Origin of the sequence: Pontibacter pudoricolor (assembly GCF_010092985.1) — a bacterium.
Lineage (GTDB): Bacteria > Bacteroidota > Bacteroidia > Cytophagales > Hymenobacteraceae > Pontibacter > Pontibacter pudoricolor.
The window spans coordinates 2,997,175-3,016,116 of record NZ_CP048106.1 but is presented as its reverse complement, the minus strand read 5'-3'; the positions used below and the strand labels follow the sequence as shown (position 1 = coordinate 3,016,116).

14 protein-coding genes and 1 tRNA gene are annotated in these 18,942 nt (G+C 44.6%); 7 read left to right on the top strand and 8 right to left on the bottom strand.

The features are described from left to right. Positions 1-109 precede the first annotated feature (109 nt). From GSQ66_RS13065 to pheS, 8 genes are all read right to left on the bottom strand, one after another. Positions 110-1,081 (bottom strand): hypothetical protein, encoded by a 972-nt coding sequence (locus GSQ66_RS13065; RefSeq protein ID WP_162427873.1) that lies wholly within the window; start codon positions 1,079-1,081, stop codon positions 110-112. A 5-nt stretch (positions 1,082-1,086) separates the two neighbouring features. Continuing rightward, the gene (locus GSQ66_RS13060) at positions 1,087-3,114 is read right to left on the bottom strand and encodes an ORC-CDC6 family AAA ATPase (protein ID WP_162427872.1); all 2,028 of its coding nucleotides are present in this window, start codon (positions 3,112-3,114) and stop codon (positions 1,087-1,089) included. A 1-nt stretch (position 3,115) separates the two neighbouring features. Continuing rightward, a complete protein-coding gene (locus tag GSQ66_RS13055; protein ID WP_162427871.1) occupies positions 3,116-4,132 on the bottom strand; it encodes a phosphoribosyltransferase-like protein in 1,017 nt (338 codons plus the stop codon). Beyond that, complete coding sequence (locus GSQ66_RS13050) at positions 4,132-5,340, bottom strand: DNA cytosine methyltransferase (protein WP_162427870.1); 1,209 nt, start codon at positions 5,338-5,340, stop codon at positions 4,132-4,134. Before GSQ66_RS13050 ends, GSQ66_RS13055 begins: the two co-directional genes overlap by 1 nt. 239 nt (positions 5,341-5,579) lie before the next feature. Continuing rightward, positions 5,580-5,653: transfer RNA gene (locus GSQ66_RS13045), tRNA-Asn, on the bottom strand. Between the two features lie 130 nt (positions 5,654-5,783). Then, positions 5,784-6,230, bottom strand: coding sequence for a Rieske (2Fe-2S) protein (locus GSQ66_RS13040; protein WP_238395682.1), 447 nt, complete (start codon positions 6,228-6,230; stop codon positions 5,784-5,786). Further along, positions 6,190-7,047 carry a 3-hydroxyacyl-CoA dehydrogenase NAD-binding domain-containing protein gene (locus GSQ66_RS13035; protein ID WP_162427869.1) on the bottom strand — a complete coding sequence of 286 codons (858 nt, stop codon included), beginning with the start codon at positions 7,045-7,047 and terminating at the stop codon, positions 6,190-6,192. Before GSQ66_RS13035 ends, GSQ66_RS13040 begins: the two co-directional genes overlap by 41 nt. Positions 7,048-7,203: 156 nt before the next feature. Continuing rightward, the gene (pheS, locus tag GSQ66_RS13030) at positions 7,204-8,229 is read right to left on the bottom strand and encodes a phenylalanine--tRNA ligase subunit alpha (protein WP_162427868.1); all 1,026 of its coding nucleotides are present in this window, start codon (positions 8,227-8,229) and stop codon (positions 7,204-7,206) included. 1,111 nt (positions 8,230-9,340) lie between these two features. Here pheS and GSQ66_RS13025 point away from each other — a divergent pair. The 7 genes from GSQ66_RS13025 (at position 9,341) to GSQ66_RS12995 (ending at position 18,940) form a co-directional block, all read left to right on the top strand. Next, positions 9,341-10,153: a LiaF transmembrane domain-containing protein gene (locus tag GSQ66_RS13025; protein WP_162427867.1), complete on the top strand. Its 813-nt coding sequence runs from the start codon at positions 9,341-9,343 to the stop codon at positions 10,151-10,153. An 18-nt stretch (positions 10,154-10,171) separates the two neighbouring features. Next, a complete protein-coding gene (locus tag GSQ66_RS13020; RefSeq protein ID WP_238395681.1) occupies positions 10,172-11,212 on the top strand; it encodes a sensor histidine kinase in 1,041 nt (346 codons plus the stop codon). Next, positions 11,190-11,933, top strand: a complete 744-nt coding sequence (locus GSQ66_RS13015; RefSeq protein WP_162427866.1) for a LytR/AlgR family response regulator transcription factor — start codon at positions 11,190-11,192, stop codon at positions 11,931-11,933. Before GSQ66_RS13020 ends, GSQ66_RS13015 begins: the two co-directional genes overlap by 23 nt. Positions 11,934-12,179: 246 nt before the next feature. Further along, positions 12,180-12,821 carry a TetR/AcrR family transcriptional regulator gene (locus GSQ66_RS13010; protein ID WP_162427865.1) on the top strand — a complete coding sequence of 214 codons (642 nt, stop codon included), beginning with the start codon at positions 12,180-12,182 and terminating at the stop codon, positions 12,819-12,821. Between the two features lie 24 nt (positions 12,822-12,845). Next, a complete protein-coding gene (locus tag GSQ66_RS13005; RefSeq protein ID WP_162427864.1) occupies positions 12,846-14,321 on the top strand; it encodes a TolC family protein in 1,476 nt (491 codons plus the stop codon). Positions 14,322-14,325: 4 nt separating this feature from the next. Continuing rightward, positions 14,326-15,507 (top strand): efflux RND transporter periplasmic adaptor subunit, encoded by a 1,182-nt coding sequence (locus GSQ66_RS13000; protein ID WP_238395680.1) that lies wholly within the window; start codon positions 14,326-14,328, stop codon positions 15,505-15,507. A 19-nt stretch (positions 15,508-15,526) separates the two neighbouring features. After that, positions 15,527-18,940, top strand: coding sequence for an efflux RND transporter permease subunit (locus GSQ66_RS12995; RefSeq protein ID WP_162427863.1), 3,414 nt, complete (start codon positions 15,527-15,529; stop codon positions 18,938-18,940). Positions 18,941-18,942: the final 2 nt, after the last annotated feature.

Here is an 18,942-nt window from a genome sequence, read left to right as displayed (position 1 = left end):
TGCACTTAACATAATTTTAAATTATAGCAATAAGTTAAAGCTCAAAATGCTAATATCTATGAAGTGGTTTAGGTATGAACAAAATTGAAGTGCTAAACACAGTATTGGACTATATATTATAGAAATTTCTCCCATTTAACTTTATACAATAACTATAACAGTCTTTTGTTCCCTCGCTATACTTGGAATCATAAGCTGCTGGTTGGGTATAGTATACAGGAGAATCACTTAAACAAGCATAAATACACATTGCTAATGACATTGTTTTAGGACCATAGGGTGCCATTAAAATTCTTTCGTTCCCAGAATGTGTAAGTGACTTTACCATTTCAAAAGTATCTGATACATTAAGTGCATCTACACGTATAGTCTTCCGATGATCTATTCGAGGAAAGCTTTTTAATTCTTCAATGAAGTTCCACGTTCTTTGAAAAGATGGTGGACCTGGTGGGAAAGGAAACATTAATCTTACTTCAGTTTCGCTGAATTTGTCTTTCAATAAATTTGTAAGACCTAATGGCATAAATCCTAAGCCAATAAGAGCTGTTTCATACGTAATATCAGGATCATCTACTTCAAACATTGGTAAATGTGACCATTCTCTGGGATTCTCTGATAAATTACCTGTTGAATATCTTTCTGGTGTTGTATAAGTAATAATTAACGTATTAACTTTTTCTAGCCTTAATAATAGTTTAGTTAGGGGGAAAAAAAACCTTTTAGGGAAAGAACTAATATCTAGAATAATATGGCCGTTGGAATTATCAACAAAGTCGGAAATGCTAGTAACTATGTTATTTATAGGACAAAACAGATCATAGGTTTCTATACAAGGACTTTCTAGTAATGAAGAAAGTTCTTGCACATTTTTACTCCTGTTTTTCTTATGTTCATCTGTATCTACAGGATCAATAATCTCTATAAACTTATGATTAGATAAAGAGTTACGGGTTTGTAAAATTTTAAGTGTTTCTAGACAACGATCTTCAGTAGAAATACAACTATATACATTAAATTCATAGTCATTAATTTTAGAAAGTAGCCAATCTAACTTTCCCCAAGGTCTAAAGTTTGTATTCATCCTTATTAAAATAGAGAGATCTGATGCGACTTTGTCCCTCCATCAGTTTTAATATTAAGTGAACTTGTTTCTAATGTGTGGGTAAATGCTGAAGATTCGTTCAACCAACTTATCAAATCTTTCAATGTAATATACATTGGTTCTTTTGTATGAGTGGGTGGAATCTTAAAATAAGGGGATAAAATGGGATTCAAATACCATTTAACTCTCTTTTTTCTGTTTTTATATTTTGTTGTGTGGGGCCTGTCCTGTAAGTCACCAAAGTCCGATGCTTCTTTAAGAAACTTGTAAACTTCTTCAAACCTGTCTAGTTCTTGTGTTTCAATAGAAAACCCGTTAAAGCCTGGATTTGACATGCTAAAATCCTCGACTAGGTTTTTATGAAATAAAGACCCAATATATGCTATGAATTGTTTTCTTTCCTTTCCTCCATTCTCTCTTGATATTCTATCAAACCAGTTTGCACTTGCTTCAAGTATTCCAAGTGTCTGAATAGAAGGTGCTATTTGCGGTAATTTTTCAGTACCATTATCTATGTTGGAATCTCTCATCCAAACTTCCCAGATTTGTTGGCAAAGGTTTAAGAATGCTAAAATATTACCTCCACTAAGGTTAAGAATGTCTTTTTTACCTTGCCAAATAAGTTGTTGCCTATTTCTTGATGCTATTTGTAAAAGAGCTTGGTCTATTCGCTCCTTCTCCCAATATAATTTCCCTTTAGTTTCCCACGGGAAAGGACGAGTAGTGGGGATATTAAATATGATATTACCTTTTCCTCTTTGTCGAGCCCATGCTTCACCTAACCTTGCAGACAAAGGGTCCTCATCAGCCAATTCAATTAGAAAGTTTTTCCAAGCATCAGGCCATGTTGGTTCAAGTTTAAGAATATTATTCTTTGATTTCTTGGCAACATAATTGAGAACCTTTTCATTTGCACTTAAGCCATCTCCAAAAACTTCAGACAATAAACTCTTTTTTAATTTGGGGTTATTTTTATTGCCAATTAGTAAATTATTGATAGCTAGCCTCTTTTCGAATATGTCTTCAGCAAACTTAGGGAAAATATAAGTTCTTATGTTTTCAGGCCTTCTAAGAACTTCATCAATTGAAATTGATAAATAATTTCTTGATTCTTCAAGCCTTGCACTAGTGCCAAATATTTCTTGGGTGTCATCTTTCCAAGCAAATGGTCTTGTTCCAATTCTATAAGAAACGCTTGCGTCTCTCATAGCTAATAGTTTGTTTATAACAGATTTAAATTTTGTGCCAAGTCCTTTTATCCCGTTGTCAAGCCAAGCTAATTCTTCATATTGATCAATTCTCACATAAACCTGAACATCATTTTCAATAATACCACACTTACGCAAAAGATTTACAGTTGCTGATATAGGAATCCCTATTGCGGTTTTTGAGTTTGTGATCTTAGATGGAAGTGTATCTGTGTTAAAATGTAAGTATGATCTATAGCTAACAACTCTAGACTTCAGCCTATTTGTTAGGCTTTCAAAATCTTTTACATCATCTAAATATTCAAACCAGCAGTCTTCTTTCTTTAACTTAACGGCAAAATCATTTAATTTCTTTATAGAGAAATCTATACCAATATCTTTACTAAGCTCGCCACTTAACTCTTGAACTGAAAGTATAATATCTCTTACGACCCAATAATTTATAAAGTCACCAAAGTACACAGCCAGTTCGTTTAGGTCTTCGGTGTTATTAACTGGTCTTTGCCCAAAGTCAGCTACACTGCTCCTAATAAGGTTTATTCCAGCTCCAATAAATTTGCTATTCTCAGTAGAAACTGGAAAGGGAGTTCCACTTCTTTTATAAGCTAACCGAATTGAGGGCTTCAATAGACTCAGCATCATTGTCTTACCTGTTCCTGGGAGTCCCTGAAGCACAACATTCCCCGGCTTAAATAAAGCAGATGTATGATTTATTAAAACATCACTAAAAAGGTGTACAAATGAATCAGCATCAAATGATTCAGTTACATACAGCTCATGAAATGGGTTTATTTTATTCATCATATTAATCTCTAGAATGTCTCTTAAATAATGGAGACCAAGTATCTGACTCAACAAAGATTACCGGTAAAGAGTTATTAGGAGTATTGGTAAACATTACTACTGTTCCACCTGTGTTTTTATAGCCAAACTCAGATAGTTTTTTGTGTTCACCGGATGTACTTGAACCAAGTACTTTTGCGAATTGACGTTTCATCAATTCTGCATATGGGTTTAATTGATGATTCAGTTTAATTGAGTCATCATTGATAACATCTGTTTCACCTATTCTTATTATTGGCTTAAAACTTAGTAGTTCATTATATTGCCATACAACTGTATTGTTGATGTGATCAAAACCTTTAGGACAAATAATCATAGGTAAAAAAAGTATACGTACTTCCCACCCAATCTTAGATTTTACATCTTCTAAAAGTTGGCAGGCAAATTTAATAGGTGAGCTTGCTTGCCCACCACTACCTACAAAGTCTTCTAATAAAACTAGATTCTTTACATTGTTTATTCTGATGTATTCAATAATTTTTTGGCTGTCTCCAAACTTGGTTAAGGATCTCCAATCAGGTCTAAAAGTATGCTTCGAACTGATTTGATTAAGGTGGTAAAATTGGTTTATTCTGAAGCTGTCCGTAACAGGGCAAAACCAAGTTTGGCTTATGGCATTCTCCAGATCTGATTCATAGAGTATATCTTCAAATTTTCTATCGCCGTTTTCAACTAACCAAGGAACAATGTGAGAGTTAAAAGCTGTTCTATGTAAACAGTTAAACTCTTCTCTACCTACATAAAAAATTTTGGGTACTAATGTTAATAATAGTTTCTGATCTTCTTCATCATCCACATTAAATACCCAACTAGCTAGTCTTGAAATAAAATCAGGAAAGGGGCCAAAAGTCGGTTCATAATCTAAATATAATTGATCAGCTAAAAATCTGATTTTTTGATCAATTTCTAGAAAATGTCGTCCTTCATCTTCTGCTGACCACTGAGTTATTTTATTTCTATATTGTTCCTTAATATTCATTATAACACCCTTCTTATCAAATCAGCGACTCCTTTAGCCATTGGTGGCGGTACCGCATTACCAATCATTTTAAACTGCTGGTTAACTTTACCTGAAAATACAAACGAGTCACGGAAGCCCTGAATTCTAGCTGCTTCTCTTACAGAAAAACCCCTTACTTCTTCTGGGTGTAAAAAGAACCTCGGATCCCCAAATCGTGTATCCACAGTCATAGAAGGTTTTGTCCACTCTAGTTTTTTATAAAGCCCATTAAATGTATGTTGTAAATCATACCTTTCACCAATCTTTCTGATAAACTTTTTTCTAATCAGTTCATTTAAAACCGGTTGTACATAGAAATTGCAATATAATTGTAAGTCACTAACTGCTACAGGATCAGCATCACCACTCTTCCTTAGTCTTATCTTTCTTCTGAGTTCCTTAATCTTTTCTAGTACCTGATTCTCTTCTTTTGTAACAAAACCAAAAACTTCAGGAATATCCCATGTGTGGACGGACTTATCTCCGCCTCTTACATTGCATAATTTCTGGCCAGGTTTTATATATGTTGCCAATTTCAATATAAGAGGATCAGTAATTGGCTTAATGTGCTCTTGGTTTGGTAGTGAATCAACCCCATCTAAAGCCTCTTGCAATGTTTTCCCTGGAACGGTTTCTAAGGTGAAATCAACATCTTTGCTCCCTCGCCAAGCAATCATAAATATTCTTTTCCTTAGCTGTGCTAAACCGAAGTCAGTAGCAGAGCATTTTAAAAATTTTATGTTATAACCAAGTGACTCTAAATCATTCACTAAAGTGTCCCAATAAATTTTGTGAGCTCCTGATAAAGACCCCATCACATTTTCACTTATTACAACTCTGGGTCTTAGTGTTTTTGCAATAGCTCCTCCCACTAGTAATAGTTTATTCCTTGGATCATTTAAATTTCTTAATCCTGCAGTTGAAAACCCTTGACAAGGTGAGCCGGCAATGAGTACATCAACACCTTGAAAGTTACTTTCATTAGGTAACTGATTACTACTAAGATCATGTAGAAATGTAGGGCCTTTTAAGTTTCGTCTGTAAACATCTAGAACACTTTGATCATTATCAAATGCTCCTAAACATTCAAAACCGCTTTGTTCGAAGCCTTCATCAAATCCTCCACAGCCACTGAATAAGCTAATAAATGTAAATTTTGGAATTTGGGATGACTCTTCTTTAGACACGATAATAAACGGTTTAAATAACTATATAGACAACTCTAAAGATAATAATAGATACTTATCATTATACAAAATATAAATAGCATAACTAGCCGGAGATAAGGAAAATATTTAGATTGTTATTCTTGTAAGTTTTAAGAAGCTAGGGGTGAAAAAGCAATATAATATATTTTGTATGCAAATTGTATGCAAATAAAAAAAGCCACTTAACGATTTTACTCGCAAGTGGCTGATTTTAAGGGCTCCCCCTCCTGGGCTCGAACCAGGGACCCCCTGATTAACAGTCAGGTGCTCTAACCAACTGAGCTAAGGAGGAATTTATGTCCAGTGGCGGCTTCTACCGCCGAATGATGATGCAATATTACAGCCTCTTTAGGGATTATGCAAGTACTACTCTGAAAAAATCTTTCATCTTTTTATAAGATTCTGAAACTCAAAGCAAAAATTTAATTTGTAATGTAAAGGATGTTGTTGGCAAGTGATGTTTTATACTGCAACAGCCCATAAACCGCCGGCCCGGCTGTAACATTTCCCTGGAAGTTAAACTGCGAACCACAGCAGCTATGGGTCAGGAACAGGTTTGATTGATCGACAGTGACTACACCGCAGCTTGCAGCAGGGTCGTAGGGGCAGGCGCGCTCAAAAGCATAATAGGTGCTGGCTGTTTGCCGGATAACTATAATGCCCCGGTAACCTGCTTGTATGTAGGCATAGCCGCCGTCCTGGCGTAACATGGGGTACTGCAGGCTGTTTACGCTGATCTGCTCATTTACCGGTACATTGGGTATGCCGGGGCCAACATTGTCAGAACTACAAGCGCTAAGTATAACTATAGCCAGCAGCGCAAGGCACTTATTTATAGTTGTAAAAGCCTTTGCCCGTTTTGCGCCCATGATGGCCGGCGTCCACTTTCTGTTGCTGTATGCGACTTGGTCTGAATTTAGGATCATAATGGAAAGCCTCGAACATGGATGTCGTTACAGAGAAATTGGTGTCTACGCCGATCAGGTCCATCAGTTCGAACGGGCCCATTTTAAAGCCACTGGCCTGCATCAGCTTATCTATAGTTTCTACATCGGCTACGCCCTCTTCCAGCAGCTTCAGTCCTTCTACGTAAAAGTGGCGCGCTACACGGTTAACGATAAACCCGGGAGAATCTTGCGCCATTACAGGTGTTTTATCCAGCTTCAGGGCAAGCTGTTTTATAGTTAGCGCTACTTCCGGGCTGGTTGCTGCGCCAGAGATCACTTCCACCAGCTTCATGATATGCGCCGGGTTAAAGAAGTGCATGCCCACCACACGCTCCGGGTTAGGTACGCCAGCCGCGATGCGGGTTATCGGAATAGATGATGTGTTAGAAGCAAGTATAGTGTCGTCGGAGTTGATGTCGGCCAGTTCTTTAAAGATGCTTTGCTTCACTTCCAGGCGCTCTACCACCGCTTCGATGATGACATCACAGTGCAGGTCAAGTGTGTTTCCGGTAAAGGTCAGGTTGGTTAGTGCGGCTGTCTTATCAGCCATAGTTAGCTTGCCACGTTCTATGCCCTTATCCAGGTTTATAGTAGTGGTTTGCTGTGCCTTGCTAAGCACCTGCTCATTTATATCGAAAAGTATCGTTTTATAGCCAGCCTGCGCACAGATCTGTGCAATGCCCTGCCCCATAGTGCCGGCCCCAACTATACCTATCGTCTGTATGTCTTCGAAGTTCATAGTTTAATTGCTAATTGTTTGACCGGTGATTAATCAGATTTGACTGATTTAACAAGATTATCAACTATAATTTCTGAGACTAAATTGACAAATTAAAAGTATGAACTTAGCGATTCCGGAATCTTAAAAATCAGTTAAATCTGATTAATCACTGGTCTAAATTACCCCTTCAAACTGGCGAAGGAAGCGTACGTCGTTTTCAGTGAACAGGCGCAGGTCCTTTATCTGGTACTTCAGCATGGTAATACGCTCTATGCCCATACCAAACGCAAAGCCGGAATATACTTTCGGATCGATGCCGCAGCTTTCCAGCACAGCCGGGTCTACCATGCCAGAGCCGCCGATCTCTACCCAACCGGTTTGCTTACAGATGTTGCAGCCTTCTCCTTTACAGATCAGACACGAAATGTCGATCTCGGCACTCGGCTCTGTGAACGGGAAAAACGATGGACGGAAACGCACTTTGGTATCCTGGCCGAAAAGCTCTTTGGCAAAGTAGTAAAGTGTTTCCTTCAGGTCTTTAAAGCTCACGCCTTTATTTACGTACAAGCCCTCTACCTGATGAAAAACCATGTGTGCTCTGGCAGAAATAGCCTCATTACGGTACACACGGCCCGGCATGATGCTGCGTAGCGGCGGCTGGTTGTTCTCCATTAAACGCACCTGAACATTGGAGGTGTGTGTGCGCAGCAGGTGGTTCTTATCTTCGCTCAGGAAAAAAGTGTCCTGCATTTCGCGGGCAGGGTGGTTCTCTGGGAAGTTTAGCGCTGTAAAGTTGTGGAAATCATCCTCCATTTCCGGACCTTCAGCCACGTTAAACCCGATACGCTCAAAAATGCGCACGATCTCGCGGCGAACCAACGATAGCGGGTGGCGTGTGCCTAACGTATTCGGTATAGTTGGCAGCGTAAAATCAAAACCAGTATCGCCGGCAGATTCAGTAGAGCTGGAAAGTTGCTCCTGTGCCTGATCGAAACGCTCCTGGGCGCGGTTTTTCAGCTGGTTCAGCTGCTGGCCCACTTCACGGCGCTGTTCTGGTGCAACTTCCTTTAAGTTATCAAAAAGGGCTGCAATCTGGCCTTTACGACCTATATAGGTTATTCTGAACTGCTCCAGTTCGGCTGCATTGCCAAGCGGCGCGGTTTCTATCTCTTGTGCTACTCGTTGTATGTTCTCCACCATAGTATGCAAAGATAATAAATAGATGATAACTGTCTGAACCAGGGTTTGTGGATTAGCAGGATTATTCTGTCTTCCCAAGCGTTAGCTGTGAGATCTTATATGTCTTGTAGTTTTATCTTTGTCATTTTGGGTATTCTTGAGATGAGAGTCGAAGAGAGCCAGCGCAGCTGTGCGGAATCTTATTTCACCTATAGTTTCTATTCTATCATCCTGAACGAAGCTAAGGGATCTTACCTGTCAAGTAATCCCACATTTGTCATTTCGACGTTAGGAGAAATCTGAGTTCTATAGTTTGCTATTGTTGCAACTTGAGCCAAGCCTTTTCTTTCATAGCCTTCTTTAATCCTGGGAGCTTTACTCACCTATTGTACTATAGTTGGCCTTGGTGCCCTCACGGCCGGGAGGCCCCGTCTTGGGGGTAGGGGCCCTCGATAAGGGTATCGCGCTGCTGCTTTCTTGCTACCCTCGTACCTCGGGTTGCCTGGCGGCACCGCAATAAATCAAAGGCGCTCAACCCAAAGACTGTGATCAGTTCGATAGTAATTTTTATAGTTGAATGATAAGCTATAGTTGCATTGCCTTATCGTGGCTATAGTTCCGTAGGGACAGGTCGCGACCTGTCCGATCATGGTCTGTGTCTATTGAACTATAATTCAAACTATAGCAGAGTCAGATTTCTCCCGCAGGTCGAAATGACAGCTTGAAAAGCCGTAGCAGAAAAGTCCCCCTTTGAAGGGGCAGGGGGATGACAAACAGTAGCTATAGAACTGTAACTACCAACTTTAGCAACAGCTGGAGATTCCCCTCTTGGGAGGGGTAGGGGTGGGTTAAAATGCCAACTATAAAACAATAACAAACCAGAGCAAAGGCAGAAAGCTCCTTCCCCTGTTCTGGGGGCAGGGCTCTCGAAAAAAGGGGAAGGCTGGGAAGGGGTAAAATCAAAATAATATAGCAACTTTACTATACTATAGGTACGCGGTAAGCAGAAGCACATCTTTGTTTACCGACGCAATCCTGCCGCTTACCTACTTTTTGCCCCGGTCAGCCTACTAACTATAGCCGCCAGTTGCTGATTGAAGTACATTTGATCAGAAATTAAAACAAGACAACTATGGAAAATCAAGATCTAAACTCAAACAAAAGGTACAAAGGCTGGAAGAACAGAACCGATAACAGAAGCGGTAGGGTAATGGCTGGTTTGCTGCTCATACTGGTAGGCGTCGTGTTGCTGGCTTATAAAATGAATGCAGTCCTTTTGCCGCACTGGCTCTTCTCATGGCAGATGATCCCGATTCTTGTTGGTTTGTTTATCGGTTTCAAGCACTCATTCCGGAACCCGGGCTGGATTTTGCCGGTGGCCTTAGGTGTAATTTTTCTAATAGATGAATACGTGCCGGGCATATCCTTTCGCAATTACCTCTGGCCTATCGTAATCATAGTTATCGGGCTTTGGGTAATGCTTAAACCGAAACATAGCTCCCGCCATTACTACACAACAGGTATATCAGAAACCCACCCGCACAGGGAGATTCCTACTGCTACCACCACCGAAAATACGTTTGCCGGTGATGCAGGTGCTTCCGGAGACGACTATGTAAACTCGACGGCCATTTTAGGTGGTGTAAAGCGCAACATCCTGTCTAAAAATTTTAAAGGCGGCGAAGTGGTAAGCGTGTTCGGCGGCAACGAGCTTAATTTCTCGCAGGCCGACATACAGCACCCGGTTGTGCTGGACACGACGCAGATCTTTGGAGGTACTTCGCTGATTATACCCCCACACTGGGAAGTACGCTCTGAAGTAGTAGCTATTCTGGGTGGCGTATCGGATAAGCGCATGATGCTGCCCGGCGGCTATGATCCAAACAAGGTGCTTATTATAAAAGGTACTGCGCTTTTTGGCGGCCTGGATATCAAGAGCTACTAATTTAGACTGCTGCAAGCGATGGCTCCAACAAGAGTGGTCTGGTTATATGTGGCGTGGGCGGCTTTCTGGTCGGGCGTGTTTGTGCTGGTATTATTGCCGGCTAACTATAACCTGAGCCTGACTTTAAAAGATGCGCTGCTCTACAATGCATTGCTAACTATAGCGGGTTATGCAGCAGGCACGGGCTTGCGCTATTATCAGCCCACCTTGCGCCAGGGAGTAATGCTACTGGCCTGGAGCTTAGGCCTGGCCGGTATCTGCACGTTGGTTTATGGTTTCCTGGTTAATAGGTTGGTAGCCAATGAGCTATACCTTGATTTTGTGGCTGATTCGTTGCCGATGCGGCTGGTGTTTGGGTGGTTACTGCTGTTGTTATTATTGCTGATAAACTGGTTCTGGTTTTATACTAAAGAGCAGCGCCAGCACGAAGAACGAAAAGCCGCCACCGAAAAACTGGCCCGCGAAGCCGAGCTTTATACCTTGCGCCAGCAATTGCAGCCACATTTTCTGTTTAACAGCCTTAATTCAATCAGCGCGTTAGTTGGGAGCAGGCCGGAGCAGGCCAGAACCATGGTGCAGCAACTATCCGATTTCTTGCGGGGCACCATACGTAAGGAAAACCAGCAACACGTAACCCTTGCCGAAGAATTAATACAGTTGGAACTATACCTGGCGATCGAAAAAGTGCGTTTCGGGCACCGGCTGCAAACTATAGTGGAAGTATCGGAAGATGCCAGGGCCTTACAACTGCCAGCTCTGTTGCTGCAGCCGCTGGTAGAGAATGCGATTAAGTTCGGCCTTTACGGCACCACCGGCGATACCACGATAAGTATAAAAGCTGACAGAGCAGGAGAAGGATTAATTATCCAAGTACAGAACCCTTTTGATGCGGATGCCTCGCAGGCGCAGGAAGGAACAGGCTTCGGATTGAACTCGGTGCAGCGCAGGCTATACCTGCTTTATGCCCGCCCCGACCTGGTACAAACCCAGCAGCACGAAAACCAATTTACCACCACCGTAACCATACCACAAAACTATGATCAAGTGCCTCATAATTGATGACGAACCGCTGGCCCGAAGCATAGTTGCCGAGTATCTGCAACAGCACCCGGATGTAACTATAGTTCAGGAGTGTGGTGACGGATTTGAAGGTATAAAAGCCATTAAGCAACACCAGCCTGATCTGATCTTCCTGGACATACAAATGCCCAAAATAAATGGCTTCGAGATGCTGGAACTGGTAGAGCAGCAGCCGGGCGTGATCTTTACTACCGCTTTTGATAACTATGCCCTGAAAGCCTTTGAAGCCAATGCTGTTGATTATCTGCTAAAACCATTCAGCCAGGAGCGGTTTAATGCGGCCCTTAAAAAGTGGCAGGAAAAGCAAACTATAGAAACGGCAGACAAACCAACTATAGACCTGAACGAAGTACCCGCCAAACAACCCGAAGAACGCGTGCGCATTGTAGTAAAAGCCGGTAACGACATCCGGATAATACCTGTTCAGGATGTGTTGCACCTGGAAGCCTACGACGATTATGTAAAGATCCACACCAAAGACGGCCTTTTCCTGAAAAAGAAGACGATGGGCTATTACGAACAGGCGCTCGACCCGGCGCAGTTTGTACGGGTGCACCGTTCCTTTATGATCCCGATCGCCCAACTCACCCGCATAGAGCCTCTGGAAAAGGACGGCCATGTGGCCCTGCTCAAAAACGGCGTGCGCATCCCGCTGAGTAAGAGCGGGTATACAAAGCTGCGAACTGTGCTGGGGCTGTAAATTTTTTTGTAGTAATCTTCTGTGTTGCAACACCGGTTTAGTGAAGTACCTGGTTTGGCATTCCTATAGTTTATTCGGGTGTTAGTCTTTATAACACAGGAGTTTATCAGAAAATCAGTACAGAAACAGACAACTATAGGTTTTTGCAATTTAGCTGGAAATGAGAACTTTATGCGCTTTTCTGTAAACAAAATACCCCTCCGGAAACTTTGGATATAAAAAACGTTTCCATAGTTTTGCGCCATTATGAGTACTAGCGAGATAGAAGAAAGAACCGACGCCAAGACTAAGATCTCCTGCACCGCTTTCCAGCTGTTTTGCCAGCGGGGCATTAAAAGCGTGTCGATGGATGATATTGCGCAGTTCCTGGCGATGTCGAAAAAAACGATCTATAAATGGTTTGAGAACAAGAATGAAATTGTGGTGGCCTCTACAGGTGCTTACCTGGAGGATATGCAGCAGCGTTGTGAAGTGCACTTTCAGGACTCTGCCAATGCGATCGAGGAGCTTTTTAACATCATGGCCATGACGCGCGAGCTCTTTAACCAGTTTCACCCTTCCGTTTTCCATGACCTGCAGAAATACCACCCTGAGGCTTTTAAACTATGGATGCAGCACCGCGACGACTATATGTTTGAAAAGATAAAGCTGAACCTGCTGCGCGGCATGAAAGAAGGCCTTTACCGCAAAGACCTGGATGTGGAAGTGATGGCCAAAGTACGCCTGGTACAGGTGGAGTTGCCCTTTAACCCCGTGCTTTTTCCGCCACATAAATACGACCTGAAGCGCGTGCAGTTAGCAACCTTGGAGCACTACATGCTGGGTTTAGCCACCCTGAAAGGGCACAAACTGATAAACGAGCTGAAGCAGATAAAAGAAGAAGAATAACCTACTACCTGACCAGAATAAAACATGAAAAAAGGAAGTACACTACTGGCTGCACTACTGGCACTGTTCAGCTTTTCGGAGTTGCAGGCCCAGGAAGCCATGCCGCTTAGCCTGCAGCAAAGTATAGATTATGCCCTGCAAAACAGAGCCAGCTTAAAAGCAGTACAGAATGAGGAGAAAATTGCCAAAGCCAGAACCGGCGAGATCAGGGCGATGGGTTTGCCGCAGCTAAACGCGGCTGTTGAAGTAGGCAATAACTTTATACAGCAGAAAACCTTACTGGACCCGAAAGATTTCGGTGGAGCGCCAAAAGTGCTTGATCCGTTCGTTATTACACCGGAGCAACTGGCTTCCGGCCAGCCGATTACGCTTGCACCAACTTATTCTACCCCGAAGCCACGCCCTGGTGAAGAAGGCCTGCAGGTCATTACGTTTGTACGCCCTTACACCGGCTCTGCAACTGTAACCGGCAGCCAGCTATTGTTTGACGGGTCTTACCTGATCGGGTTGAAGGCTGCTAAAACTTACACCGAGCTATCGCGCAAAACCACTACCCAATCCGAGATCGATATAGCCGAACAGGTTAGCAAAGCCTACTATGGTGTGCTGGTAAACCGGGAGCGGATTGAGCTCCTGAACCAGAACCTGGTGCGCCTGGATACGCTGTTGAGCCAGACCCGCATCATGTTTCAGAATGGTGTGGCCGAACAGCTGGATGTGGACCGCCTGCGCGTATCGTACAACAACCTGAAAGTAGAGCAGCAAAAAGCCGATCGCCTGATGCAGTTAAGCGAGAACCTGCTGAAATTTCAGATGGGATTGCCACAAAACCAGGCTATAGTTTTAACCGACAAGTTAAGCGAAGTGGAGGTAGGCGTTACCCAGTCCAGCACACAGAACTTTAACTATAGCAACCGCATCGAATACTCCATCCTGGAAACACAGCGCGACCTGGCTGTCCTGGATGTGCGCAACATCAATTCCGGTTACCTGCCTAAACTATACCTGAACGCCCGCTACGGCTATAGTGGTGTCGGGGAGTCGTTTTCGGATATCATGAATGTACGCGCCGGTGCCAACAATACCACAGACCGCAACTGGTTCGACTTCGGTTATGTTGGCGCGCAATTCCAGGTACCGATTTTCGACGGGCTCAGAAGACATTACCAGGCGCAGCAGGCCAAACTCAGGTTAGAAAACACAAAATACGGCTTCGAGACACTGCGCCAAAGCATAGAACTGGAGCTTGAGCAAGCCTCCACAGAACTTACTAACTCACTGGATGTACTGAAATCGCAGCAGGAGAACCTGGAGCTGGCCGAAAGTATAGCCCGTGTGGCTAAGATCAAGTTTCAGGAAGGTGTGGGCTCTAACCTGGAAGTGATAACCGCCGAAACCGATCTGCGCCAGGCGCAAACCAATTATTACGCCGCCATCTACGACGCCCTGATAGCCAAAGTAAATTTAGAAAAAGCCAACGGCACCCTGACCACGAAATAAAACCATGAAAAACCTGACAGAACTGAAAATGACCCGCTTTATAGGCATCGCAACTATAGCGCTAATACTTGGCCTTGCCGGCTGCGGAAAAAAAGACAAGGAAGCCCAGTTAGCTGATCTGCGCGAGCAGCAGGCAACTATAGAAAAGCAGATAGCCGACCTGGAAGTACAACTTAAAGCCGAAGGCAAAAAGGTAAACAAGCCGAAGAAAACAGTGCCGGTGTCGGTGGCGACAGTGCAGCCGGATACCTTTAGCCACTACCTGGAAATGCAGGGCAAGGTAACGTTTGACCAGAATGTACTGGTAAGTGCCCGTGTGCCGGGTGTGCTAACCAGCGTGCGCGTGCAGCCCGGCGACCGTGTAAGCAAAGGGCAGACGATGGCAACTATAGATGCACAGGTACTGGAACAGAACCTTGCTGAATTACGCACCCGCCTGGATCTGGCCCGCATCGCCTACGAAAAACAGAAAAACCTGTGGGACCAGAAGATCGGTACCGAAATGCAGTTCCTGACCGCCAAGAATAACAAGGAAGCGCTCGAACGTAGCCTGGCAGCCCTGCAGCAGCAACGCGATCAGTTTAATGTGAAAGCCCCGGTTAGCGGTGTGGTAGATGAAGTGATTCCGAATGCGGGCGAAGCAGTAGCGCCGGGCGTGGGCATCATCAGGGTAGTAAACATTGCCGGTGGCAAAATTGTGGCCGAAGTGTCTGAAGCTTACCTGACACATATCAGTAAAGGCGATAAGGCTATAGTTTATTTCCCGGATTTGAATAAAGAAGTAGAGACGACAGTGAATGTAGTGGGCAATTTCATTAACCCGACCAGCCGCACATTTGCCGTAGAGCTCAAGCTAAAAGATGCCAAAGCCGTAGAGCTGCGCCCTAACCTGGTAGCAGTGGTGCGCATCCGGGACTATAGCAACGATAAGACTATTGTGGTGCCGGTTAACCTGGTGCAGAAAGACGAGAAATCGGAGTACGTGTATGTGGCTAAAAAAGAAGGCAACGGCTACGTGGCAGCCAAGCGCGAGATAAAGACGGGCCAGACCTACAAGGGCAAAACCGAAGTGCTGAGCGGACTGGCAGCCAACGACCAGGTAATTACCGCCGGCTACCAAAGCCTGAACGAAGGCCAGCCTGTTGTGTTTGAGCAACCTGCCGGCAGCAGCCTGAGCCAGAAATAAACCCTACATTCCTGAAACTATGAAAGAGTTTAAACCAACCAGTTGGGCTGTCAATAATAAAACCAGCATCTACATCATCACGCTGATCCTCTCGGTCTGGGGTATCTTTGCCTACATCAACATCCAGAAAGAGAACTTCCCCGACATCGTGATCCCGACCGTGTTTGTGGGCACCATTTATCCCGGTACATCGCCCACGGATATGGAAAACCTGGTGACACGGCCTATCGAGAAGGAAATAAAATCTATCTCCGGAGTTAAAAAGATCACATCCAATTCCATCCAGGATTTCTCGATGGTAGTGGTGGAGTTTAACACCGACGTGGATGTGTCGGAAGCGAAGCAGCAGGTAAAAGATGCCGTGGACAAGGCGCGCTCTGACTTGCCTACCGACCTGGACCAGGAGCCAAGCGTGCAAGATATCAACTTCTCGGAGTTCCCGATCATGCAGGTAAACGTGTCGGGTAACTATAGCCTGGACCAGCTGAAGAACTATGCTGAAGACATACAGGACCGTATTGAGTCGCTGAGCGAGATAACCCGCGTGGACATGGCCGGCGCCCTGGATAAGGAAGTGCAGGTGGATGTGGACATGTATAAAATGCAGGCCGCCAAGGTTACCTTCAACGATATTGCCAATGCCATTGCCATGGAAAACATGACGCTTTCGGGCGGTAATGTAACCGTGGGCGAAATGAAACGCTCGGTGCGCGTGGTGGGCCAGTACGTAGACCCGAACCTGATCGGCGATATTGTGGTGAAGTCAGTGCCCGGTGCCAACATCCGGTTAAAGGAGATTGCTGCCGTAAGAGAGGGTTTTGAAGAGCAGGAAAGCTTTGCCCGCCTGGATAATGCCCCGGTAATTACCCTGAACGTGATCAAGCGAAGCGGCGAAAACCTGATCGAGGCATCAAACAAAATAGATGACCTGCTGAGCGAAATGGAAGGCACGGTGCTGCCATCAGACCTGAAAGTAACGGTTACCGGCGAACAAGCCACCCAAACCAGGCACACGCTAAACGACCTGATCAACACCATCATCATCGGGTTTGTGCTGGTAACTATAATCCTGATGTTCTTTATGGGTACCACCAACGCCATTTTTGTGGGGTTGTCGGTGCCAATCTCCATGTTCGTGGCCTTCCTGCTTTTCGATGCAATGGGCGTATCGCTGAACATGATCGTGCTGTTTGCCTTTCTGCTGGCTTTGGGTATAGTAGTGGACGATGCCATTGTGGTGATCGAGAACACGCACCGTATCTTTCATAACTCTAACCTGCCCGTAATTAAAGCGGCAAAAGTGGCTGCCGGCGAAGTGTTTGTGCCGGTATTGGCGGGCACGCTTACAACTATAGCGCCTTTCTTTCCGCTGCTGTTCTGGCCGGGTATAGTGGGTGAATTTATGTTCTACCTGCCTATCACGCTTATCGTAACCCTGATGGCGTCGTTGCTGGTGGCTTTCATCATCAACCCGGTGTTTGCGGTTTCTTTTATGAAAAAGGACCACGCCGCTCCGACAGCAAAAAGCAACAAACGCTTCCTGATCATTATAGGAGTGATTGTGGCAGTAGCCATTATTTTCTACATAATCGGCTCGTTCGGTACGGCTAACCTGATCATGCTTGGTGTAATATTGGTAACCCTTAACCGCTTTGTTTTCACCGGGCTGATCAACCAATTCCAGAACAACACGCTGCCTAGGTTTATGGCTGGCTATGAGAGATTGCTGCGCTGGATGCTGGTAGGGTGGCGACCGGTCGGGGTATTTGCGGGCATCTTCGGGCTGCTGATTCTTTCTATAGTACTGGTGGCCGTGCGCTCGCCAAAGGTGGTATTTTTCCCCGACAGCGATCCGAACTTTGTGTATGCTTATATCCAGATGCCGGTAGGTACCGACCAGGTAGTAACAGACTCGGTAACACAGGTAGTAGAGAAGCGAATTTATAAAGTGATCGGCGAAAAGAATCCGGATGTAGAGTCGGTTATTTCGAACGTGGCGATTGGCGCCGGCGACCAGAACGACCGCAGCACTACCGCACAATCGCATAAAGGCAAAGTAACGGTAGCTTTTGTAGAGTTTATGGACCGCACCGGCGATAAAACCACTTCGGAATATCTGAGCGAGATAAGGGAGTCGGTGAAAGGGATACCAGGTGCGGAAATTACCGTGGATAAAGAACAGAACGGCCCGCCGGTTGGTAAACCGATCAGTATCGAGATATCTGGCGAAGAGTTTCCGGAGTTGATCGCGCTGTCTAAAAATGTGGAGCAGTTTATCAGTAACCAGCAGATTGAAGGAATTGAAGGCCTGAAATCGGACCTGGAAGACAGCAAGCCGGAAATTGTGATCAACATTAACCGGGAACGTGCCAACCGCGAGGGCATCAGCACCGCCCAGATAGGGCAGGAGATAAGAACAGCTATTTTTGGCAGAGAAGCTTCTAAATTTAAACTCGACGAAGACGAATACCCGATACAGGTGCGTTATGCAGAGCCTTACCGCAAAAACATAGATGCCCTGCTGGACTCCCGCATTACGTTCCGTGACATGAACTCAGGCCAGGTGCGCCAGATACCATTATCGTCGGTGGCAACCATAGAATATGGCACAACTTATGGCGGTATTAAGCGAAAAAACCTGAAACGTGTCGTAACTTTAGAGTCGAATGTGCTGGCCGGGTACAACGCCAACGAAGTGGTGCAACAGATAGAGCAATCGCTGCAGAATTTCCAGACGCCGGAGGGTTACGAAGTGCGCATGGGCGGCCAGCAGGAAGAGCAACAGGAAACGTTCCAGTTTCTGTTACTGGCGCTGGTAGCAGCGTTCTTCATCATCTTCCTGATCCTGGTTACGCAGTTCAACTCGGTATCCAAACCATTTATCATCCTATCAGAAGTACTGTTCTCCATTATCGGGGTGCTGTTGGGCTTCTCGATCTTTAAAATGGATGCGTCTATAGTTATGACGGGCGTGGGTATAGTGGCGCTGGCTGGTATAGTGGTGAAGAACGGTATCCTTATAGTTGAGTTTACAGACCTGTTGCTGGAAGAAGGAAAGGAACTGAAGGAGGCGATAGTAGAAGCCGGTAAAACGCGCCTTAACCCGGTGCTGCTTACAGCCACGGCAACTATACTGGGGCTGGTGCCACTGGCGCTGGGCATCAACCTTAACTTCTATACTTTGTTTACGGAGTTTAAACCGAACTTTTTTATGGGTGGCGAAAGTGCAGCTTTTTGGGGCCCGCTGGCCTGGACCATCATTTTTGGCCTGGGATTTGCGACGATCGTGACGCTGCTTATAGTGCCGGTCATGTACTTGCTGAATGAGAAATTAAAAGACAGGCTGATCGGTAAAAAGAAGCGCGCCGCAGCCTTAAAAATAAAGCAGGACGAATTGCCTGTGAATGGTAAAGTTAGAGAATACACATATTAATA